Origin of the sequence: Bradyrhizobium icense (assembly GCF_001693385.1) — a bacterium.
In the GTDB taxonomy this organism is placed as follows: Bacteria; Pseudomonadota; Alphaproteobacteria; order Rhizobiales; family Xanthobacteraceae; genus Bradyrhizobium; species Bradyrhizobium icense.
Map to the genome: position 1 here is coordinate 3,100,401 of NZ_CP016428.1, position 19,722 is coordinate 3,120,122.

Consider the following 19,722-nt stretch of genomic DNA (forward strand, 5'->3'; position numbering starts at 1 on the left):
CTGATCCACGACCGCCGGAGTACCCTTGCAGCGCAGCAGAAGTGAATGCCGCGCGCGAAGGCGACGACATAAGCAGGCGGATTCCTTTGATCTTTGTCAAACCTCGGGCCTGCCTGCGGCCTGAAGCTTCCATCCAAGGACAGGAATGGAGGCGACGATGTTTCGTTGCGACAAGATGCTGCTTGCGCTGGTGCTGCTGTTGACCGTTCCCGCCACCGCGCCGGCACAAGCACCCGCCACCGCGCCTGCACCGAGCCAGGCGTCGGTACAGCCGCAAGCCGAACAAGCCTTGTTGAAGCCCGAGCAGCTCGAGGCTCTGGTCGCCCCGATCGCGCTCTATCCGGACGCGCTCGTGGCCAACGTGCTGGCGGCATCGACCTATCCGCTGGAGGTCGTGCAGGCGGATCGCTGGGTTAAGGCGAACAAGACGCTGAAGGGCGATGCGCTGAAGAGGGGAGTCGACAAGCAGGCCTGGGACGACAGCGTCAAGGCGCTTGCGAGCACCGCAGACGTGCTTGCGATGATGAGCGACAAAATCGATTGGACCAAAGGCCTGGGCGATGCGGTGCTTGCGCAACAGCCCGACGTGATGGACGCGATCCAGCGGCTGCGCACCAAGGCCTATGACAATAAAAAGCTTGTCACCACCAAGCAGCAGAAAGTCAGCGTCCAGACGCAGGAAGCCAAGCAGGTCGTCGTCATCGAATCGGCCGATCCCGAAACGATGTATGTGCCCTATTACGACCCGGCGACGGTCTACGGAGCCTGGCCCTACGCGGAGTATCCGCCGTATTACTTCGGATATCCACCTTACATCGGGGCGGGCGTGATCGCGACAGGCCTCGCCTTTGGCGCCGGCTGGGCGATCGGACGCTGGGGAAATTACTGGGGCGGCGGCTTCAACTGGGGCAACCGCAACCTCTACGTCAATCATTTCAACAGGACCACCAACATCGGGAACAGTTGGCAGCATAACCCGGCGCATCGGCAGGGCGTGAGGTACAACAACGCCAACGTTGCGCAGCGCTTCGGCAACAACAATCTGAAGGCCGGTGCCTCGAATCGGATGGACTTCCGCGGTCGTGACGGGCAGCAGGTGCTTCGTCCCGGACAGGATCGCCCCGGTGGTGCCGATCGCGCTGGCGACCGTGCAGGTGATCGCATCGGCGATCGAGCAGGCGACCGCGGCGGCGATCGCGTCGGAGATCGTGGCGGCAGCCGACCGGGCACGGCGGATCGTGCCAAGGGTGGCGATCGTGGTGGCGATCGCGCCAAGGCCGCAGGCGGAGATCGCGCCAAGGCTGCCAATCGCGGTGGCGGCAGCGCAGCGCGTGGAGATCGCGGAGGCGGTCGCGGCGAGGCAATGAATGTGTCGTCGGGCCGGGCTGCCGCTGCCCATGCGGACCGCGGCCGGGCAAGCATGGCGAGCATGAGCCCGCGCGGCGGCGGTGCGAGCTTTGCGGGACGAGGCGGGGGCGGCTTTGGCGGCGGAGCCGCCATGAGAGGTGGCGGCGGTTTTGGCGGCGGCGGAGGTTTTCGCGGCGGCGGCGGACGACGCTCCGACATCGCCCTGAAGCATGGCATCGTTCAACTCGGTTATCTCGCCAATGGCCTCGGCTACTACCGTTTCAGCTACCTCGGCAGCAACAAGGCTTATGTCGGTGTGATGGCCCAAGAAGTCGAGCGCGTTATGCCGGAGGCAGTGATGCGCGGCAGCGACGGCTATCTGCGCGTTTACTACGACAAGCTCGGATTGAAGCTGCGCACTTACACTGACTGGCTCTCCTCGGGCGCAAATATTCCGTCACGATCGGAGGTACCACGATGATCACGATTGGAAAGTTCCGGTTTGATCGCACTGCTGCAGCGGGTGCCGCCGCCGCGATCGCGCTGGCGCTCTTGGTGTCGCCGGCGCATGCACAGCAGGCCTTTCCGACTCCAGAAGAAGCCGCCGCAGCGCTGGTCGCAGCCGTCAAGACCGGCTCCAAGAGGGCCATGCTCAGGGTTCTTGGCAGAGAAGCCGAGGAGATCATCGAATCCGGAGACGATGTCGCAGATGCGGAGACACGCGCGAGCTTCTTCAAGGCGTACGAAGCTAGACATTCCATCAAATCGGAAGAAAACAAGAAAGCGACACTGATCCTGGGCACGGATGATTTTCCGTTCCCGATCCCGCTGGTCAACAGCAAGGATGGCTGGGAATTCGACGCCGCCGCGGGACGCCTGGAAATCCTCTATCGCCGCATCGGGCGCAATGAAGCCGATGCAATTCAAACCTGCCTTGCCTTCGTCGACGCGCAAAACGAATATGCGGACAAGGATCGCGGTGAAGGCGCAGGCGTCTACGCCCAGCGCATCGCCAGCAGTCCGGGCAAGAAGGACGGCCTGTTCTGGCGAGACGATCGCGATCCGAGCCCGCTTGGAGAACTTGCGGCGCAGGCGTCGGCTGAGGGCTACAAGGCCGGGGCTGAAGGCGCCGCGCCCTACCACGGCTACTACTTCAGGATACTTAAGGGACAGGGCCCCAACGCGCCCGGCGGCGCGCTGAACTATGTCGTCAAGAACAAGATGATCGGCGGATTCGCGCTGATTGCCTATCCTGCGGAGTACGGCAATTCGGGCGTCATGACTTTCTTGGTCAACCACGCGGGCGTCGTCTACCAAAAGGATCTCGGTGAACGCACGCCCATCGTCGTTAAGCGCACCTTCCTGTTTGACCCCGACCAGACCTGGAAGAAGGTCGACGTGGGCAATCCCTGAAAGTGGGAGCGAGTGAATGTTGACGCCCATGCTTCGTTGTGTCGCGATCGTGTTGTTTGTGTTTTTTCTGCTTCTTCCACCGCCGTCGGTTGCGCAGGCACCAGGCTTCGTTCGCGTCAACTTCGTGAAAGCCGGATTGTTGGCGGGTGTCGGCGGCGGGCGAGGGGTGCTGACCTATCGCGGCCGCAACTATCGCTTCACGGCAACCGGCCAGAGCCTCGGTATCACCGTGGGCGCAACGGCCAGCCGCCTCGAAGGATGGGCCTCCGGTATACGCGACGTCAGGGACTTCGCCGGCACCTACAGTGCGGTCGGAGCGGGCGGAGCGTTAGTGGGCGGCGCGGGCGGCGTCAGTCTGCGAAATGAAAAAGGGGTTGTGCTCGATCTGAAAGGCCCCAAAGCAGGCCTGGAGTTTGCTGCGAACCTGAGCCGGATCACGATTTCACTCAGGTAGACGCCAGAATGGCGCACTCGTCAGGCACAGTACCACCATTCGGAAACTGGCGGAAACACCGCGGTACCGCAGTGCCGCGGCTTTGCCTCCGCAGTTTGGGATTCGGCTGGATATTTCTATAGTCGTTGCGCCGACTAGTAGTCGGAAGAGCGTTGCGAGTGCCGTTTAAAAGCTGAATGGACCGCCGCCAGCAATGCGTCCTTGCGCACCGGCTTGCGAATAAGGGCTGCCGCCCTGAGCGACTTGGCCCGAGTTGCGATGATCTGGTTGTCGCTGGCAGTCATCACGATCGTCGGAATGCGGATATCACGCTTCAGGAGTTCGGACTGCAATTCCAAGCCGGTCATCTCGGGCTATTTACATCGACGATGAGGCAACCGGGCCGGTCGGAGTGTAGCGCCTCAAGAAAGGTCCGAGCAGAGGGATGGGTCCTCGTGTTGATGCCAAGCCGATCAACTCGGATCAACTGCTGGACGCCATTAAGCGTGCGATGACGCAATATAATCATACGAGAGCCGAAGCTAAGCTCGCGGAAGCTGTATCTGTTCGACTGGAGAGGTTGACAGACCGTGAACGAGAAGTCTTTCGGCTGGTCATTGAGGGAAGAACCAATAGGGAAATCGCCAGCGAGTTAGGTACGACAGAGCGAACCATCAAGGCGCACCGACAGAAGGTGATGGAGAAGATGGAGGCTCATTCAGTGCCGGAATTAGTAACGATTGCATCAAGGCTTGAGTGGAGAGGTGGCTTTGACAATCCTAAGGCAGGCGCAGAACAATGAGCTCAGCGGTCCCGCAATACATCGGATCACGAGAAGCTTGATGGCTGAGTGGCTCGCTTCGCGGCACCTATTTTGACCCTGAAAATGGTGCCACGAGGCTTTACGCTGGAAACCGAAATCTCCCCATCATGATGCTCGACTATCTTGCGGCAGATCGCCAGACCCAATCCCATCCCCTGCGGCTTGGTCGTCACGAACGGCTCAAATACGCTTCCTGGCTGCTGCGTCCCGACGCCCGGGCCGTTATCCTGTACTTCTACGATGATGCTGCCGTCATCCTGAGCGCTCGTTCTCACTTCCAGCATCTTGTTGCTCTCTGACGTCTCCGACAGCGCTTCGATCGCATTGTGAACCAGATTATAGATGAGCTGATGTAATTGGTTCCTGTTGCCGTGGATTGCCGGTAGCTCAGTCGTCAGCCTCGTTCGCACCGCGATGCGTTTATCGCGGAGATCGATCTGGACCATCTTCAACACGTCGAGAATGACGTCATGTATGTCGACTGGCTGTCGCTTCCGTTCGATCCTGCCGAACAGAGCGCGAAAGCCGGAAAGCGTCTCATCAATGCGGCGAGCCGCATCTCTCGTGTCGTCCATGATCGCCCGCATCTCGCGGACGTCGATGGGACTCTGCTCCAGGATCTGTTGCGCCGAGCTGCTGTTCAGTTCGATGGCACCGAGCGGCTGCTTTATTTCGTGGCTGATAGCCGCCACGATCGCCTCAAAAGTCATCAGCTTATTGTCTCGTTCGCGCTGCAGACCGGCATGGGATCGGGCCAGGAGAACATAGAGCCGCGTTGTCTCCGCGAGCAGAACAATCAGGACGATGCTCGAAGCGATGATCGAGAATAGCCGACCGGCATAAAATCCAAGACTAAAACGGACGCTGGGCAGCAACCCGCTGAAGGCGAGTTCGCCAATATAGACAAAGGCGACTACCATCAGCCATTGGTCGAGCACCGAGCGCCGGCGAAACCCGAGCACCACCAGTGCCGAAGCCGAAATCAATATCGTGAACCAGATCGGGTAGACCACCAAAGGGCTCATTCTGCTGTTGTCGAGAATGATCGGCGGCAGGAGATCTGTCCCGGCTGTGGCAAGCCATGTCAGGCCGCAGGTCAGGGCTAGGGCGCCTGCCACGCTCCAGCGAATGGCCGATAGCGCTCGTCCCGGCTGGATTGGGTGCGCTCGGCCGATGCTGAGCAGGGCATAGGCCAGCAACGCCAGAGCAAAGCCGATATGCCAGAAGATGAATAGCCACGAGCCGGTCTGGATATTCGCTCCCAAAAGTCCGGTTGGCGAGAAAGCGCCGGTGAATGTCAATGCGTGAGGGACGACGATGAAGGCCGTGAAGAGATATCCGTTTGCAAGCGCGAGCAGCGGCCGCGAGCCGGAAATCGCGAACTGTGAAAACAGCAGCACCGCTGTCACCAGATCGGTGACGAAAACGAACGCGTCCAGCAGCGGAAAGAAGATGTTCAGTGCGCTCAGCGGCGTCCCGGAAAACGGGGCGATGGCGATGAACGCAACGAGCACACCGGCCGCGACGGCAAGCGCCGACCTGGTCTGAAGCGCTGTAGGCGGCAGGTCGGACACCCATGGAGCGGGCCCGTCTGCCTCCTTAGCTAATGCGTCCCCCATGCTCATGCGACCGTCTGCCGAACCAGCAGCTTCTTCCTTTCTTTGATCCCGGTCAGTTTAGCCTGTTGCCAGCAGAAGGGTACTGTCAGGTGAACGGGGCTTCATCTGTTACCATGGACCCTAAGCACGTCGCGGAATATTCGCTCTCGCTGCTGTAAAAGGTACTTGTCGGCGCTGGCAAATGCTGTTTCGAGCACGTCACCGATCGGCTGCCATGTTTCGGCCATCGAACTGAACGAGCCGCATGTGCTTGATTGGGCGAAAATTCCAGGCGAGCCTCGCCGACCGGCAGGCGTTCCTGGAAATCTATCATCGCCCCGGCGGCAGGGACGAAAGCGCGGCTATGTTCGGCTACGCACCGCATGACGTTCTCGCGCGAAAGATCATCGCCGCATTGCCTGAGCGCCAGCGTCTCGGCGATCGGGCGCCAAAATTCTCATGTTCGCAGGCGTGCCCGAAAATGCCGCGAAAGTAATCCGCCTCGCGGCCGGGATAGACTGCCTGAATGTAGTTGGCATAGATGCGTCCCTCTTCTCGGAAAGAGGGCTGCCAGCCCATGGTCCATGGAAATAGCGAGGGATCGCTGAGATGATCGTCTCCGGAAGCAACGAACAGTTGGGGGATCTGTCGTTCGTTGCCCGGCGTTCCGAACGAGCCGAACATCAGAACCACCTTGTCCTCTTCGACGAGGTTGCGCGTCAGACTAACAGCGGAAGCAGGATCGGATTTGTCGTCCTAAGAGATGAAGCGCACCTTGCGGCCATTGATGCCACCGCGCTGGTTGAGCATCTCGAAATAGGCCGCTTCCGCCTTGCCGATCGCCCCGAAGATCGCGAGGCTCCCGCTATACGGCATGAGATTGCCAATTCGGATCTCGTCGCCCGTTACCCCTCTGGCGCACGCGTTCGGAAATTGCGCCCAGCGATGCAAGAGCAACAACGATGGCGAGTAGAGTGCGGAGCAGGGTGGTCATGTCAGGAACTCGGCTTCATAGATTCAGGCCCGCCTAGTTGCTGCAAGCGAGTTCAGGACAGCGGCAAATTTCGATGCCCTGAACTCGAGTCGCGGTAATCCTATCAGTACCGATACGGATATTGTCCCGGACAGATGTACTGGCCATAGCTGTCATAGTAACAGCCGTAGTTCCCGTAATAGCCATACGCGCCTGCAGCGGCCGCCGCACCAACTGCTGCGGCACCATAACCCCAACCTGGCCGATAATAGCCGCGACCATAGCCCGGGTAACCCGCGATTGGGCGGCCGGGGCGACCTGCTATCGGACGACCGGCAATCGGGCGACCTGCTATCGGATGCGATGGCCGTGCAATACGCCCAGCATGCATGCCGCCGCCCCGGAAGCCTCCTGCGTGAAGCCCGCCCCCACCGCCACGAAAGCCGCCGCCTCCACCGCGGCGAGCGTAAGCGTCATCGGGAACGAGGGTTGCGACGAGCAGAACTGTTGCTGCAAGTGCGACGAGAATGTAGCGGAGCATGGCATTTCCTCCTGTGATTGGGGTGCCAGCGGCTTCGTAAGGTGATGCCGCGAATGGTACCCGACGTCAGCTTCGAGGCGTGCTGCATTGATCAAATTGACCTATGTCAACGTGTTCGACCGCATGGCGCGCAAGCGCGCGAAAACCATCTACTCTGCGTGCATCGACGCCGTTGGGGCAAGAGAGAGCAAGCGTCTGCGTAGTCGGAAGACAGGGTTCCTGGTGGACTCTCCGTGCCCGATTGGTCGAAGACCGCGATTACAAGGTCGCGTTGGTAGGGAAAGTGCCGCTGCCTGGGTCGCGCCGCCATGTCTCGGCCGCGCTCGAAAACTTTTCGGTCAAGACCAAGGCTTACCTCAAACTGGTGCTTTCACATCGAGGATGAACCGCGGCACTCGGCACTTGATCTAGATCAAGTGGGGACACGAAACGCGTAGGAGCATTCGGCGGTTCTCTTGCTGCGAGACGACCGCATGGGGCACAAGTATTGGGTGGGATTAGTCACCGTAGCGTTTGTACTCGCGTGCACAGTTGCGAGCGAGGCGGCGGTTCGCATCGCGGGGGATCCAGGTGGATACATCGGAAGATATGTACATAAGTATCAGCGACTGCGCGCGTCAGGTCAGCCCGTAGTTATCGATGGGCTGTGTGCATCGGCGTGCACAATCGTGCTTTCGTCGATCCCTGCGAACAGGATTTGTGTTACCGCTCAGGCGAACCTTGCTTTTCACGCGGCGTGGGATTTCGTTCCTCGTGGACGACCGGTCACGAACCCGGGAGCGACGCGAAGGCTGTATTCAATGTATCCCGCACCTGTGAGACGATGGATCGCTGATCGCGGTGGCCTGACGCCCCGAACGATCTTCCTGCACGGAAAGCCATTACAGGCGATGTACCGCACATGTTGATCGTGTGCCCCGGAGAGAAGCAGCTTTGAGAGCTTTATCAGAGGCCGATCGGCCTTTGACAGCATCGGCGGCACGGACATCTCAATCGGTTTGCTCGTGAGCAATGAAAAACTGCAGTTCTTATTCGTCGTAATATTCGTAAGGCGCTGGACTGTAGTAAGGCCTTGGACCGTAGTAAGGCCGGGGCCCATAGCCCCTGTCGTAAGGTCTCGACCCATAATCCGGATCGGAGCGCCGCGGCCCATAGTCTCGATCGTAACGTCTTTGCCCGTACTCACGATCCTCACCCCGTGAAGGCACATCGCGTTGTGCAAAGACCGCGCGGCACCGGTCGCTGAGTTGCGGAGCATTTCGCCGTAAGCAAGCCACGATCCGGTCCACATCTGGAATTTGCGCGCCGCATAGCCTCCAGACGTCGGGCGTGCAGGCCCTTTGCTGTTCCCACGTTCCTCGATACTCTTGCGAAAATGCGGCACTCTGAAGTGTGATTCCACAACCGATCGCTACCGCGAAGCTCAGGAAAATTCGGCTCGCTCGCATGTGCACCTTTCATTGATTGAACGTGCGGAGTATCCGCACGAAGTGCTTTGGCCTGCGGTTGAAATAGATGCAGCTCGGGAAGGTTCGTGTCGCACAACAACTTGTGAACAGCGAGGGGGCGCAGGCCTCGCGAGCGGTGGAATTGATCCTGCACGCACGGGCCAAACGTATAAGGCTCTCGGCGTCGGTAGAATCGGATGCGATAGAGAGAAAGGAAAGAACTAGTTTAGCGGCCTCGTCGCGATGCCCTAGCCCGAGCGGCAGAGGCCCGTATGTTAGAAGCCCTGCTTCGTGCGGATACCAATCGACAACGCTTGAATGGGACAAGGCTAGCCGAGCTCCCTAAGCGCGACGGCTAGGCTGGTGGCTTTTGCTGACACGCTGATTTGCTTGGCCCCGGTTGTCATAGCGAAATACTAGCCTCCGACCCACAGGCGCAGGTTTTCTTACGCCATCATCGCCAGAACTACGATGGCGATCCTGAAGCGCTAGGCTTCGGGAGAGCGGCAGATTACTTTGCGGCCAAAGTGGATGAAGCAGTTCGGGTACAAGCTAACGCGGTACTGCACGCGCTCATCCGGTACTGCAATGCTGTACCGGACCCGGCGCGGCATCATCGGAGAACGAACAGGCGAGTGACTTAAGCACTTGAAATGAAGGGAAAATGCCCAAATAGTCAGCTTTGAATTTGCGTGTCGGCCCAACGATCAGCTATTCCAGATGAGGCGATAAAGCGAAATAACATCAATATGTTAGCGCATAGATTTAGCGTTGCCCCCATGATGGATTGGACCGACCGGCATTGCCGCGTCTTCCACCGTCTGATGAGCCGGCGCGCGCGGCTTTATACTGAGATGTTGACGACCGGCGCCATCATTCATGGCGACCGGAGGCGGCTGCTCGGATTTGATCCAAGCGAGCATCCGGTGGCGCTACAGCTCGGCGGTTCCGATCCGGATGATCTCGCGACCGCTGCAAGGATCGGCGAGGATTTTGGCTACGACGAAATCAACCTCAATGTCGGCTGTCCCTCCGACCGGGTGAAGGACGGCCGCTTCGGTGCCTGCCTGATGGCGGAGCCGGCGCTGGTCGCCGAGGGCGTCACCGCCATGAAGCGTGCGGTCAAGATTCCTGTCACGGTGAAATGCCGTATCGGCATCGACGACCAGGACCCGGAAGTGGCGCTCGACGTGCTGGCGCGCGGTGTGGTCGCCGCCGGCGCCGACGCGCTGGTCGTGCATGCCCGCAAGGCCTGGCTCAATGGATTGTCGCCAAAGGAAAACCGCGATATCCCGCCGCTCGATTACGACAGGGTTTACCGGCTGAAGGCCGACCTGCCGGATGTGCGCATTATCATCAATGGCGGCATCGGCAGCATTGCCGAGGCGAAGCGGCATCTGGATCACGTCGACGGCGTGATGCTGGGGCGGGCGGCTTATCAGGAGCCGTGGCGCTTGCTCGATGTCGATCCGGAATTGTTCGGCGAGGCGGCGCCGCGCGCCACCATGAAGGACGTCTTCGAGGCGATGTTGCCCTACATTGATGACCAGTTGGCGCAAGGCGCAAGGCTGCATGCGATGACCCGGCACTTCGTCGGCGCGTTTCACGGCGTGCCCGGCGCGCGCGCCTTTCGCCGCCATCTGGCGGAGAAGGGCACCAGGCCGGGCGCCGGCGCCAGTGTGCTGCGCGATGCGATCGCGCTGGTTGACGACCGCGCGGCAGAGCCGGTCGCGGCATGACCTGCTAAGCGGCACGCTCTCCGGCGCGGCGCATTTCAGAATCCGCCTTCAAGCCGAAATCGTAGTTCAGATGAGAAGTAGTTCAGATGAGAATAAGGCTGCGTCGATCATGAGGCGGTTTGTGGAGGGTCTCCGCGCCAGGCGCGCGCGATCAATGCGCCGATCGCCTCTCGCTCGATCGGCCGCGGATTCCAGTAGGGATTCGTCACGGCGAGGTCGGCGGCCTGATCAATACCGCTCTCTGGCATGCCGATCTCGCGCAGCGACAGCGGCGCGACAAGCTTTCGCGCCAGATCTTGGAGGCCGAGCGCCGGGTCGGGCACACCAAGCGCTGTGGCGATACGTGTCATCGCCTCCGGTGCGCCAGGCGCATTGTAGGCGAGGGCATGCGGGAGAATGACGGTGTGGGTCTCCGCATGCGGCAGATTGAACAGCCCGCCCAGCGTATGACAGAGCTTGTGATGCAGCGCCATGCCGACCGCGCCGAGGCAGACGCCGCAGAACCAGGCGCCATAGAGCGCGTCGGTGCGTGCGGCTTTGTCGCCCGGCTCGGCGCAGATTTTCGGCAGCGTCCGCGCCAGCGTGCCGATACCTTCCTGCGCCATCAGCGATATAATGGGGTTGCGATCCCGCGCGTAGAGCGCCTCGACCGCGTGCGCGATGGCGTTGATGCCCGATGTCGCCGAAAGCTTTGCCGGCATCGTCATAGTGAGGTCGACGTCGTAGATCACGATCTCGGGGAGAATTTTCGGGCTCGACTGGGTGGTCTTGATCCCGCCGCTGGTCTGGCCGACCACCGGCGTCATCTCCGAGCCGGCATAGCTGGTCGGCAGCACGATCTGCGGCAGATCGGTGCGCAAGGCGATCGCCTTGCCGAGGCCGGTGGTCGAACCGCCGCCGATCGCCACGATGCCATCGGCTTGCACCTCGCGCACGGTTTCCATCGCCCGCTCCGTCACCTCGACGGGAGTATGCATGACCGCTCCGGTGAAGACGCCGGCGAAGCGTTCACCGATCATCTCCCGGATATCGGCGACAAGGTCGTTCTGCCGCGGGGTCGCCAGCACAACCGCGCGGCTGACGCCGATGCGGGACAATTCATCGGGTAATTGACGAAGCGTGCCGGCGCCGAACACCACCCGCATCGGCGCGCTTTGGTAGACGAAGTCTTGCATGGTTGCTCCTTGCGGACGAATGGCCGGCTCCGGGATCACGCCGCCCGGAGCCGGTCTTCCGGCTCAAGAAGCAGGCTGTGCAACCTTGCGCAAGCCGACAGCCTCTTCAAGACTGCTTGCGGGTGCGCTCGCCGGCCGCCTGGCCAGCAGGATGATCGCGCCGGCGGCAATCGCGGAGACGCCGATCGACAGGAACATCGGCGTCGGGCTCTGGTAATATTGCTGCAGCGCGCCAGCGACGAACGGGCCGAGAATAGCGCCGACGCGTGCGACCCCGAGCTCCATTCCGACCGCCGTGGCGCGCACGCCGGTCTCATAGGACGCCGCGGTAAAGTTGTTTAGCACGAATTGCGCGCCGATAATGAAGAAGCCGGCGGCGGCGACCGAGGTGATGTTGACGATGTGGACGTTCAGCACCACGAGCGACAACACGGCGAGGCCGCCAAAGACCCACCAGGTCGCGATCAGCCCGCGGCTGCTGCCGGACCGGTCGACGAGGTGGCCAAGCACGAGGCCGCCGACGAACGACATGATCTGCATCAGCGCGCCGAAGCCGAAGCTTGCGGCAAAGGTTTCTCCACGCTGCATCATCACCGTCGGAATCCATCCCGACAGGCCGAAGATGCAGAACAGGCTGAGGAAGGCCGAGGCCCAGATCGCCAATGTGGTCCGTCGATATTTCGACTGCAGCAGCACTGCCACCGAATTGACCGGCTTCTCCACTTGTCCGACGGCAATTTCAGCCGACTTGTAGGCGCTGGCGCGCTCCGGCCGAAGCTTCGTCAGCATGTCGCGAATTTCGCCGGTACGGCCCTGGAGTGCGAGGAATTTCGGCGACTCCGGCAGCATCAAATGCATGAAGGGAAGCAGCAGGAAGGAGAGCGAGCCGATCCAGTACAGCGACGTCCAGCCGAAGATCGGCGTTGCAAACACGCCGGCGACACCGGCAAGCGTTCCGCCGAGCGCCCAGCCAAGTGCGACGCCCCACAGCGCAAACGTGTTCGCCACGCGCCGCGGCGCCAACTCGTTGATGTAGGTGGTCGCGAGCGGCAGCAGCACGCCGAGGCCGATGCCGGTCAGGAGCCGCAGGATGCAGAACGAGAGGAACGAGTCCGCCGAGGTCGCTGTGAGCAGCGTAAAGATGCTGGTGATCCACAGACCCCCGAGCAGGGTGCCACGGCGGCCAAGCCGGTCGGCGATGATGCCGTGGATGGCGGCCCCGAGCAGGAACCCGACCAGTCCGCTGGAGATCAACAGTCCCGCCTGGCCAGCCTGCAGGCCCCAGGGCTTTGCGACGTAATGAATGATGTAAGCCGGGTTGAACGTGTCATATCCGTCGAACAGCGTCAGCAGTCCCATGATGGCGCCGAGGCGCCAGTGAAATTTTCCTACCTTTGCTTCGGCGAGTTCTTCGTGAAGATCGATTGCCTGCGCGGCCATGGCCTTGTTCCCTCCCAAGATTGTGTTCATTGTGATGCCGCTTATTCCGCGGCTTGATGAATGCCGTGCTCGGCGATGCCATGCTCGCCGAGACCGAGCTTGAACAGGTCGATGGCATTGCGCCGGCCGATCTTCAGGCGATCGTTCTCACTGATGGTGGCGCCGTTGATCCAGTCGGAAGCATGGTCCACGTTCTCGAACGGCCAGTCGACCGAGAACAGAATGCGGTCGGCTCCGATTTCGAGAATGGAATCGATCAGCGTCTGCGTGCGGAAATTGCCCGACGTGGTCAGGAAAAAGTTGGCGTTGAAGTAGTCGCAGATCTTCTTTTTCGCCTTGTGTTTCGGCGGCGCCTTGACCCAGCCGTTGCGATGATCGACGCGCCACATGCTGTAGGGCAGGCCTTCACCCATATGGCCGAGGATGATCTTCAGTTTTGGATAGGCATCGAATAATCCCGATCCCATCAGCCGCAGCGCATGGACTGCGGTCTCCTGTCCGAATGCCCAGGTCGGGCCCATCAGCCACGGATGTCCTTCATAGATCGCGCAGTCTTCCGGCAGCGGATTGCGCGGGTGCAGATAGAAGGGCAGGCCGGTCTGCTCCACGGTCGCCCAGAACGGCCAGTATTGCGGCAGGTCATAATAGACCGGCCGCTTGCCGTCGCCGATTTGCGAGAAGCCGTTGACCAGCGCGCCGCGGAAGCCGAGCGTCTTGATGCAGCGCTCGAGTTCGGCGATCGCGAGATCGGGGTCCTGCATCGGCAGTGCGGCAAAGGCCTGAAAGCGCGCCGGTCGTTTTGCGACCTGCTCGGCGAGGAAATCGTTGGCCCGGATCGCAATCTCATTGGCGCGTTTGACGTCGGGGATTGCCTGAACCGCCGGCGCGTTCAGCGACAGGATCATCATGTCGATGCCGTGCCGGTCCATCTGCGCCAGCCGCTTGTCCTGGATATCGAGGAGGCGATCCTTTAACTCCGGCCAATAGGAGGCCGGGACGAAGCCCGCCGAATCCATCAGCGTGTCCGGAATGGCGAAATGTTCCTCTAAAGCGATCTTGCCCTGCATGTCGTCCTCGCTGATGTCTGATGTTGGTTAGTATTGGCCTTGCGGTGTCAGCCCGAGCGCGAGCTGGCCGTACATGGTGCCGACGGCGTCCCAGTTCATGCTGATGTGGCGGCCGACGGCATTTGCATCGCGCCAGGCGCGCTGCACCGGATTGGATAGATCGAGGCCGAGCCCGCCGGTCGATGCGTTCAGCGCTTCGCTGGCGCGGATGGCGAGCGCAACCGAAAACGCCTGGCCGCGGCGGCTGACGATGCGGTTCTCGATCGAAACCGGCCTGTTATCGCGCACAGTTGCCGCGCGATCTCGGAGGTCGCGCAGCAGCACTTCGCGCGCCGCATCGACCGAGGCGGCCGCTTCCGCAACGCGCAACTGTATGGTCGGGAAATCCGCCATGCGGTTGTTGTGGCCGGCCACCGCGCCGCGCGTAATTCGGCGGGAGGTGACGGCGAGATAGTCCTCCAGCGCGCCGGCGGCGGCGCCGACCGCGGCCGATGCCAGGCAAGAGGGAATGTTCGACAGCATCGGGATCGAGAAGGTTGGGTTGGCGGCATAGAGCGCAGCGCCCGGCGTCTTGCCGGATGTGGTGTCGGCGAACGACAGCAGGCGGTGCGTCGGCACGAACACGTCCGACAGCACCAGCGTCTTGCTGCCGGTGCCGCTGAGGCCGACGACATTCCAGGTATCGTCGATGACGTAATCGGAGGCGGGCACCAGCAGGAAGGCCGGCGCAAATTGGCCGCTGTCGGTCTTGGACGGCAACAGCGCCGCGCACAACGACCATTGCGCGTTGTCGCAGCCGCTCGCAAACGACCAGCGCCCGGTCAGGCGATAGCCACCCTCGACCTCGATCGCCTTGGCGGCCGGCGCATAGGAGCCGCAGGCGAGTGCATCGGGATTAATATCCCAGACATCGCGCTGCGCGATTTCCGGAAATCCCGCGATCAGCCATTGATGGGCCGCCAGCAGGCCGCCGACCCACGCCGTCGAGGCGCAGCTTTTCGCAACTTCGATGTTCAGCTCGACCAGCACGTCGAAATCGTGCTCGTAGCCGCCGAACATTGCCGGCTTGACGACGTCGAAATAGCCGATCTTGCGCAGCGCCGTGATGTTCTCTTCGGGAACGCGTCCGGCCTTTTCCGTGGTGTGGGCGCGCGCCTTGATCTGCGGCGCGATCTGCGCCACGCGAGCCCGCAACTCGGCTAGATCAGGGCGAGGGGCGGGCGGCGCAGGCACATCCTTCAACTGGGCGACTGAGACCATTGGTTTGCTCCGTATCTTCGATGGGCTGAAAGGCGGCTTGCGGTCGGTGAGTCACGCAGCCTGGCTGTCGTGGGGCACCGAGAAGCAGTAGGTCGCATCCTGGTAGATCAGGGGCTCGATCGGATCGCGCACGTTCACGGTCTCGGCTTCGCCGATGAAAATCGTGTGCGTGCCGTAGGGCACCGCGGCCGCCTTCTTGCAGAAGATGTTGATCTGCGCGTCGGCGAGGTAGGTGACGCCCTCAGCCGAGGTCATCCATTGGCCGAGCCCGAACCGTTCCTCGGCGGGGACCGCGCCGCTGAACGCCGATGAAAGGGAGATCTGATCACGACGCAGCACGTTCACGCAAAACCGGCGCGCCAACAGCATGATGTCGTGCAGCAGCGTCTGCTGGTTGACGCAAACGATCAGCGAGGGCGGATCGAGCGAGAGAGAGGTCACCGCGGTCGCCGTCATCCCGTGACGGCGGTTCTGGTCTGCAGACGTGATCACCGAAACCGCCGCGGGAAATCGCCGCAATGCGCGCTTGAACGTTTCACGCAATTCGTCGGATGTCGAATCCAGCGACATGGTTTCCTCCACTGAACGGTCCGCTCTTGTCCGGCGGCTTAACTTTCATAAACAATAATTGCGTTTGCAAATGATAGTCAACGGAAAATTTTCAAATGCAACAATTGCCTTGAAAAGTGATCGGCTCCCGGCTATTGAAGGAGTGCAAAAGTTGCACCAGAGCGGGATGCAAGATCTTGTACCGGCTGACGAATTCCTTGCCCTACATGCTCAACCGCGTCGGCGTGCGGATGGGCGACCTGTTTTCCCGGCGCATCGCGGGCTACGGCGTGACGCTACCCATGTACCGCGTCATGGCCGCGCTCTGGGAAAAAGGCGATCAGCGCCTCGGCGATCTCGCCGACATGACGACGATCGAGATATCGACGCTGTCGCGCCTGATCGGCGAGATGAAGCGGCGAGGCCTCGTCACGCGCACGCGGCTGAAGGACAACGCGCGCACGGTCGCGATCAACCTCACGCCCAAGGGGCGGACGCTGGTCGAGGAGCTGATCCCGATCGCCATCCATTTCGAGGAAGTGGCCGTCCGCAATTTTCCGTCGAAGAACGTTTCGGACCTGAAGACGGTGCTCGCAGAAATCTACCAGAGCCTGAATTCGATCGAGCCCGAAATCGAGGAAGTGAACAGGACGCGCAAGGCGGCGAAGTCGAGAGCGTGACGCTCCCAGACGACTCGTGGCGGGCAACAGATCGGCCCAGCCAGATTATGCCGGCCTTTAGCTGCGCATGGCGGTGCGAAAGCCGACGAAGCTCAACGCGCCGTCACGATGACCGAAATCCAGCTCGCCCAGACCCGCACATCGACGCCATTCAAGATGACGGACCATCCATCACACCTGCAGAAGCGCAATCGGGGCAAAGATGGCGGCGGCTAGCGTGCAAAAGCCCAGTGGGCGGCGGTGCGAACGGTCTAGCCTGCGTTCTGCCGCCGGTACACAATCTGAGACTTCGGGAAACCGAGGAAGTATTCGATCGTCAGCCGTGAGTCCGGAAAGAGTTGACGAAGCCGGCTAGCCCATATCGGCCTGGTCGACGCCATTTGTCGGGCCATGAAGGGATTTTCTCCGCGATGCCATTCCGAAATCATTTTCTTCCGCTGGGACAGCGGTATGAACCACCAGAACGGCACATCGCAATGCGCTTCCAAAGGAAAGAGCGGCGACGGCGTCTGTATCCAGTGGCTGTTGCCAGCCGAAAGGATGAAGTCGGCGAGTAGCTTCTGTCGCTGGAAGTTTCCAACATGCTCGATAAGCGCATTACTAAAAACAATGTCGTAGGACTGTGATAACCGGCAATTGCAGGCGTCTGCCTCAATCAGTTCGTAATGTGCAAGTTCACTCGCGCTGAACTTATCGTCTCCCTCCGGTGACGGCCGCCTTGTCGAGTTAAGTCGAGTGCTGTGTAACAGTCCTTATGGACAGCAATAAGTGCAGTGCTCAGATTGAACGGTTCGAGATTGTTGAGACTGGTCGGCGTCGTCGCTGGACCGATGATGAGAAGCTCAAGATCGTTTTGGAGAGTTTGCAGACACCGCGCGCCGTCTCATCGACAGCTCGGCGATATGGAATCTCGCGCTCGCTGCTGTTGACTTGGCGGCGATCGTTTGGGACCCGGGCGAGCGGTAATGAACAGCCTCAGCCCGGCTTTGTGCCGGCGATGGTGATGCCGGACCCACCTCCAGCGCGGTCGACCGTTTTGGCGACGCCGGCGAGCGGACGCATGGAGATTGTCGTCGGCAAGGCTTGTCGAGTGATCGTGGACGCGGGCGTTGATATGACCGCGTTGTCTCGAGTGTTGGACCTTCTGGAGCAGCGATGATCCCGATCGCAGCAGGCGCGAGAATCTGGATCGCGACTGGTCACACTGACATGCGCAAAGGCATGCAGGGCCTGGCGTTGCTGGTGCAGGAGGGCCTTGGGCGAGATCCTTTTGCCGGCGACATCTTTGTGTTCCGTGGTCGCGCCGGCACGCTGATCAAGGCGCTTTGGCACGACGGGGTTGGACTGTCGCTCTACGCCAAGCGGCTGGACCGTGGCCGCTTCATCTGGCCGGCGACGGTGGACGGCGTGGTGGTCGCTGACCGCAGCTCAGATGGGCTATTTGCTGGAGGCGATCGACTGGCGCAACCCTCAACACAGCTGGCGGCCGCAGAGCGCGGGATAGGTTGCGCAAAAATCCCGTGAGATTGCAAAAAAAAACCCGCGCCAAATCGCAGCTTTTGTGATTCCATCAGGGCATGGGTGACAGTCCCGAGAAGCTGCCGGAAGATATTGAGGCGCTGCATGCGGCGCTGCTTGCGACGCGCGCCGAACTCGCCAGCGTTCGCGCCCAACAATCCGACGACCAGGCGCTGATCGCTCACCTGAAGCTGCAGATCGAAAAGCTGAACCGTGATCGTTATGGCCCGCGCTCGGAGCGTACCGCAAGGCTGCTGGACCAACTTGAACTGACGCTGGAGGAGCTCGAGGCCTCAGCGACCGAAGATGAACTGGCCGCCGAAATGGCCGCGGCCAGGATCACGAACACCACCACCGTAGCGTCGTTCACCCGCCAGCGGCCATCTCGCAAACCATTCCCGGATCATCTGCCCCGCGAGCGCGTGATCGTATCAGGGCCGACGTCGTGCGCCTGCTGCGGTGGCTTGCGGTTGTCCAAGCTCGGCGAGGACATCACCGAGACGTTGGAGGTGATCCCGAAATCCTGGAAGGTGATCCAGCACGTCCGGGAGAAGTTCAGCTGCCGGGACTGCGAGAAGATCAGCCAGGCGCCGGCGCCGTTCCACGTCATCGCTCGCGGTTGGGCCGGTCCCAGCCTTTTGGCGATGGTGCTGTTCGAGAAGTTCGGCCAGCATCAGCCCCTGAACCGGCAGGCCGAACGCTATGCCAAGGAAGGCGTGCCGATCAGCCTGTCGACCCTGGCCGACCAGGTCGGCAGCTGTACGGTCGCGCTGACGCCGTTGTTCCAGCGCCTCGAGGCCCATGTGCTGAGCGCCGAGCGGCTGCACGGCGACGACACCACGGTGCCGGTTCTGGCCAAGGGCAAGACCAGCACCGGCCGGATCTGGGTCTATGTCCGCGACGACAAGCCGTTCGGCGGGCCAGAACCGCCGGGGGCGGTGTTTTACTACTCACGCGATCGTGCCGGCGAACATCCTCAGACGCATCTGGCCAGCTACAGCGGAATCTTCCAGGCCGATGCCTATGGCGGCTATGGCAGGCTTTACGAACCGGGCCGCAACGCAGGTCCGATCCTGGAAGCCGCGTGCTGGGTCCACGCCCGACGGCCGTTCTTCGTGATGGCTGATCTGGCGGAGAATGCGCGCCGCAAGGTGCAGGGCAAAAAGCCCGCGGTGATCTCGCCCCTGGCGCTGGAAGCAGTCCGCCGGATCGACGCCTTGTTCGAGATTGAGCGAGGCATCAACGGCCAGAGTGCCGAACGGCGCCGGGCCGTCCGCCAGGAGCTGAGCGCGCCGCTGGTCGCCGATTTGGAAACCTGGATGCGTGAGCAACGCGCCAAGCTCTCACGTCGCAACGACGTCGCCAAGGCGATGGACTATATGCTCAAGCGCTGGAGCGCGTTCACCCGCTTCCTCGACGACGGCCGCATCTGCCTGTCGAACAACGCCGCCGAACGCGCCGTGCGCGGCATCGCTCTGGGCCGGAAGTCGTGGCTGTTCTGTGGCTCCGATCGCGGCGGCGACCGTGCCGCGGTGATGTACAGCCTTATCGTCACCGCCAAAATGAATGACGTGGATCCGCAAGCCTGGCTCGCCGACGTCCTGGCGCGCATCGCTGCGCATCCAGTCCAAAGGCTCGACGAACTGCTTCCGTGGAATTGGCGCGACCAAAACAAGCGAGTCGAAAAGGCAGCCTGAGTGGACCGCTACGCGGTCTTC

20 protein-coding genes are annotated in these 19,722 nt (G+C 61.4%); 10 read left to right on the top strand and 10 right to left on the bottom strand.

Annotation, left to right across the window (positions count from 1 at the left end; all coding sequences use genetic code 11):
* Window positions 1-157 precede the first annotated feature (157 nt).
* The 3 genes from LMTR13_RS14465 to LMTR13_RS14475 are packed head-to-tail and all read left to right on the top strand — an operon-like array spanning window position 158 to window position 3,214.
* Complete coding sequence (locus tag LMTR13_RS14465) at window positions 158-1,828, top strand: DUF3300 domain-containing protein (protein ID WP_065732686.1); 1,671 nt, start codon at window positions 158-160, stop codon at window positions 1,826-1,828.
* Entirely contained in the window at window positions 1,825-2,760 is a 936-nt protein-coding gene (locus tag LMTR13_RS14470; RefSeq protein ID WP_065728463.1) for a DUF2950 domain-containing protein, read from the top strand. The genes LMTR13_RS14465 and LMTR13_RS14470 overlap by 4 nt, the downstream gene beginning before the upstream one ends.
* A 16-nt stretch (window positions 2,761-2,776) precedes the next feature.
* Window positions 2,777-3,214 carry a hypothetical protein gene (locus tag LMTR13_RS14475; protein WP_236843388.1) on the top strand — a complete coding sequence of 146 codons (438 nt, stop codon included), beginning with the start codon at window positions 2,777-2,779 and terminating at the stop codon, window positions 3,212-3,214.
* 134 nt (window positions 3,215-3,348) lie between these two features.
* Here LMTR13_RS14475 and LMTR13_RS14480 read toward each other — a convergent pair whose 3' ends face one another.
* Window positions 3,349-3,561: a response regulator gene (locus tag LMTR13_RS14480; RefSeq protein ID WP_065728465.1), complete on the bottom strand. Its 213-nt coding sequence runs from the start codon at window positions 3,559-3,561 to the stop codon at window positions 3,349-3,351.
* 77 nt (window positions 3,562-3,638) lie between these two features.
* On the opposite strand from LMTR13_RS14480, the gene LMTR13_RS14485 reads away from it, so the two are divergent.
* Window positions 3,639-3,995 (top strand): response regulator transcription factor, encoded by a 357-nt coding sequence (locus tag LMTR13_RS14485; protein ID WP_065728466.1) that lies wholly within the window; start codon window positions 3,639-3,641, stop codon window positions 3,993-3,995.
* A 26-nt stretch (window positions 3,996-4,021) separates the two neighbouring features.
* On the opposite strand, the gene LMTR13_RS14490 is transcribed toward LMTR13_RS14485, so the two are convergent.
* The 3 genes from LMTR13_RS14490 to LMTR13_RS42495 form a co-directional block, all read right to left on the bottom strand.
* Window positions 4,022-5,641, bottom strand: a complete 1,620-nt coding sequence (locus LMTR13_RS14490; RefSeq protein ID WP_083219044.1) for an MASE4 domain-containing protein — start codon at window positions 5,639-5,641, stop codon at window positions 4,022-4,024.
* A gap of 345 nt (window positions 5,642-5,986) precedes the next feature.
* Entirely contained in the window at window positions 5,987-6,307 is a 321-nt protein-coding gene (locus LMTR13_RS42490; RefSeq protein ID WP_236843389.1) for a hypothetical protein, read from the bottom strand.
* Between the two features lie 404 nt (window positions 6,308-6,711).
* Complete coding sequence (locus tag LMTR13_RS42495) at window positions 6,712-7,128, bottom strand: hypothetical protein (protein WP_083219045.1); 417 nt, start codon at window positions 7,126-7,128, stop codon at window positions 6,712-6,714.
* Window positions 7,129-7,601: 473 nt separating this feature from the next.
* On the opposite strand from LMTR13_RS42495, the gene LMTR13_RS42500 reads away from it, so the two are divergent.
* Complete coding sequence (locus LMTR13_RS42500) at window positions 7,602-8,036, top strand: hypothetical protein (protein ID WP_083219046.1); 435 nt, start codon at window positions 7,602-7,604, stop codon at window positions 8,034-8,036.
* Between the two features lie 120 nt (window positions 8,037-8,156).
* Here LMTR13_RS42500 and LMTR13_RS43670 read toward each other — a convergent pair whose 3' ends face one another.
* Complete coding sequence (locus LMTR13_RS43670) at window positions 8,157-8,576, bottom strand: hypothetical protein (RefSeq protein ID WP_418219773.1); 420 nt, start codon at window positions 8,574-8,576, stop codon at window positions 8,157-8,159.
* Between the two features lie 779 nt (window positions 8,577-9,355).
* Between LMTR13_RS43670 and dusA the strand changes: the two genes are divergently transcribed.
* Window positions 9,356-10,315 (top strand): tRNA dihydrouridine(20/20a) synthase DusA, encoded by a 960-nt coding sequence (dusA, locus tag LMTR13_RS14505; RefSeq protein WP_236843390.1) that lies wholly within the window; start codon window positions 9,356-9,358, stop codon window positions 10,313-10,315.
* 107 nt (window positions 10,316-10,422) lie between these two features.
* On the opposite strand, the gene LMTR13_RS14510 is transcribed toward dusA, so the two are convergent.
* The 5 genes from LMTR13_RS14510 to LMTR13_RS14530 all read right to left on the bottom strand — a co-directional run bounded on the left by LMTR13_RS14510 (window position 10,423) and on the right by LMTR13_RS14530 (window position 15,827).
* Entirely contained in the window at window positions 10,423-11,490 is a 1,068-nt protein-coding gene (locus LMTR13_RS14510) for a maleylacetate reductase (protein ID WP_065728470.1), read from the bottom strand.
* A gap of 63 nt (window positions 11,491-11,553) precedes the next feature.
* Window positions 11,554-12,930 carry an MFS transporter gene (locus LMTR13_RS14515; RefSeq protein WP_065732688.1) on the bottom strand — a complete coding sequence of 459 codons (1,377 nt, stop codon included), beginning with the start codon at window positions 12,928-12,930 and terminating at the stop codon, window positions 11,554-11,556.
* Window positions 12,931-12,971: 41 nt separating this feature from the next.
* Window positions 12,972-13,997: an amidohydrolase family protein gene (locus tag LMTR13_RS14520; RefSeq protein ID WP_065728471.1), complete on the bottom strand. Its 1,026-nt coding sequence runs from the start codon at window positions 13,995-13,997 to the stop codon at window positions 12,972-12,974.
* 27 nt (window positions 13,998-14,024) lie between these two features.
* A complete protein-coding gene (locus LMTR13_RS14525) occupies window positions 14,025-15,257 on the bottom strand; it encodes an acyl-CoA dehydrogenase family protein (protein WP_065728472.1) in 1,233 nt (410 codons plus the stop codon).
* Window positions 15,258-15,308: 51 nt separating this feature from the next.
* Window positions 15,309-15,827, bottom strand: coding sequence for a flavin reductase family protein (locus LMTR13_RS14530; RefSeq protein WP_065732689.1), 519 nt, complete (start codon window positions 15,825-15,827; stop codon window positions 15,309-15,311).
* Window positions 15,828-16,003: 176 nt separating this feature from the next.
* Between LMTR13_RS14530 and LMTR13_RS14535 the strand changes: the two genes are divergently transcribed.
* The 4 genes from LMTR13_RS14535 to tnpC all read left to right on the top strand — a co-directional run bounded on the left by LMTR13_RS14535 (window position 16,004) and on the right by tnpC (window position 19,701).
* Window positions 16,004-16,486: a MarR family winged helix-turn-helix transcriptional regulator gene (locus tag LMTR13_RS14535; RefSeq protein ID WP_083219452.1), complete on the top strand. Its 483-nt coding sequence runs from the start codon at window positions 16,004-16,006 to the stop codon at window positions 16,484-16,486.
* Between the two features lie 754 nt (window positions 16,487-17,240).
* The gene (gene tnpA / locus LMTR13_RS39275; RefSeq protein WP_083218906.1) at window positions 17,241-17,645 is read left to right on the top strand and encodes an IS66-like element accessory protein TnpA; all 405 of its coding nucleotides are present in this window, start codon (window positions 17,241-17,243) and stop codon (window positions 17,643-17,645) included.
* Window positions 17,642-18,010 (top strand): IS66 family insertion sequence element accessory protein TnpB, encoded by a 369-nt coding sequence (gene tnpB / locus LMTR13_RS14540; protein ID WP_418219759.1) that lies wholly within the window; start codon window positions 17,642-17,644, stop codon window positions 18,008-18,010. The genes tnpA and tnpB overlap by 4 nt, the downstream gene beginning before the upstream one ends.
* Window positions 18,011-18,063: 53 nt before the next feature.
* Window positions 18,064-19,701: an IS66 family transposase gene (tnpC, locus tag LMTR13_RS14545; protein ID WP_065726659.1), complete on the top strand. Its 1,638-nt coding sequence runs from the start codon at window positions 18,064-18,066 to the stop codon at window positions 19,699-19,701.
* Window positions 19,702-19,722 lie beyond the last annotated feature (21 nt).

What these genes read in the sequence shown, in the direction of transcription:
- LMTR13_RS14465 (WP_065732686.1), top strand. Translation starts at nt 158, where the DNA reads ATGTTTCGTTGCGACAAGATGCTGCTTGCGCTGGTGCTGCTGTTGACC.
- LMTR13_RS14470 (WP_065728463.1), top strand. Translation starts at nt 1,825, where the DNA reads ATGATCACGATTGGAAAGTTCCGGTTTGATCGCACTGCTGCAGCGGGT.
- LMTR13_RS14475 (WP_236843388.1), top strand. Translation starts at nt 2,777, where the DNA reads ATGTTGACGCCCATGCTTCGTTGTGTCGCGATCGTGTTGTTTGTGTTT.
- LMTR13_RS14480 (WP_065728465.1), bottom strand. Translation starts at nt 3,561, where the DNA reads ATGACCGGCTTGGAATTGCAGTCCGAACTCCTGAAGCGTGATATCCGC.
- LMTR13_RS14485 (WP_065728466.1), top strand. Translation starts at nt 3,639, where the DNA reads ATGGGTCCTCGTGTTGATGCCAAGCCGATCAACTCGGATCAACTGCTG.
- LMTR13_RS14490 (WP_083219044.1), bottom strand. Translation starts at nt 5,641, where the DNA reads ATGAGCATGGGGGACGCATTAGCTAAGGAGGCAGACGGGCCCGCTCCA.
- LMTR13_RS42495 (WP_083219045.1), bottom strand. Translation starts at nt 7,128, where the DNA reads ATGCTCCGCTACATTCTCGTCGCACTTGCAGCAACAGTTCTGCTCGTC.
- LMTR13_RS42500 (WP_083219046.1), top strand. Translation starts at nt 7,602, where the DNA reads ATGGGGCACAAGTATTGGGTGGGATTAGTCACCGTAGCGTTTGTACTC.
- LMTR13_RS43670 (WP_418219773.1), bottom strand. Translation starts at nt 8,576, where the DNA reads ATGCGAGCGAGCCGAATTTTCCTGAGCTTCGCGGTAGCGATCGGTTGT.
- dusA (WP_236843390.1), top strand. Translation starts at nt 9,356, where the DNA reads ATGATGGATTGGACCGACCGGCATTGCCGCGTCTTCCACCGTCTGATG.
- LMTR13_RS14510 (WP_065728470.1), bottom strand. Translation starts at nt 11,490, where the DNA reads ATGCAAGACTTCGTCTACCAAAGCGCGCCGATGCGGGTGGTGTTCGGC.
- LMTR13_RS14515 (WP_065732688.1), bottom strand. Translation starts at nt 12,930, where the DNA reads ATGGCCGCGCAGGCAATCGATCTTCACGAAGAACTCGCCGAAGCAAAG.
- LMTR13_RS14520 (WP_065728471.1), bottom strand. Translation starts at nt 13,997, where the DNA reads ATGCAGGGCAAGATCGCTTTAGAGGAACATTTCGCCATTCCGGACACG.
- LMTR13_RS14525 (WP_065728472.1), bottom strand. Translation starts at nt 15,257, where the DNA reads ATGGTCTCAGTCGCCCAGTTGAAGGATGTGCCTGCGCCGCCCGCCCCT.
- LMTR13_RS14530 (WP_065732689.1), bottom strand. Translation starts at nt 15,827, where the DNA reads ATGTCGCTGGATTCGACATCCGACGAATTGCGTGAAACGTTCAAGCGC.
- tnpA (WP_083218906.1), top strand. Translation starts at nt 17,241, where the DNA reads ATGGACAGCAATAAGTGCAGTGCTCAGATTGAACGGTTCGAGATTGTT.
- tnpB (WP_418219759.1), top strand. Translation starts at nt 17,642, where the DNA reads ATGATCCCGATCGCAGCAGGCGCGAGAATCTGGATCGCGACTGGTCAC.
- tnpC (WP_065726659.1), top strand. Translation starts at nt 18,064, where the DNA reads ATGGGTGACAGTCCCGAGAAGCTGCCGGAAGATATTGAGGCGCTGCAT.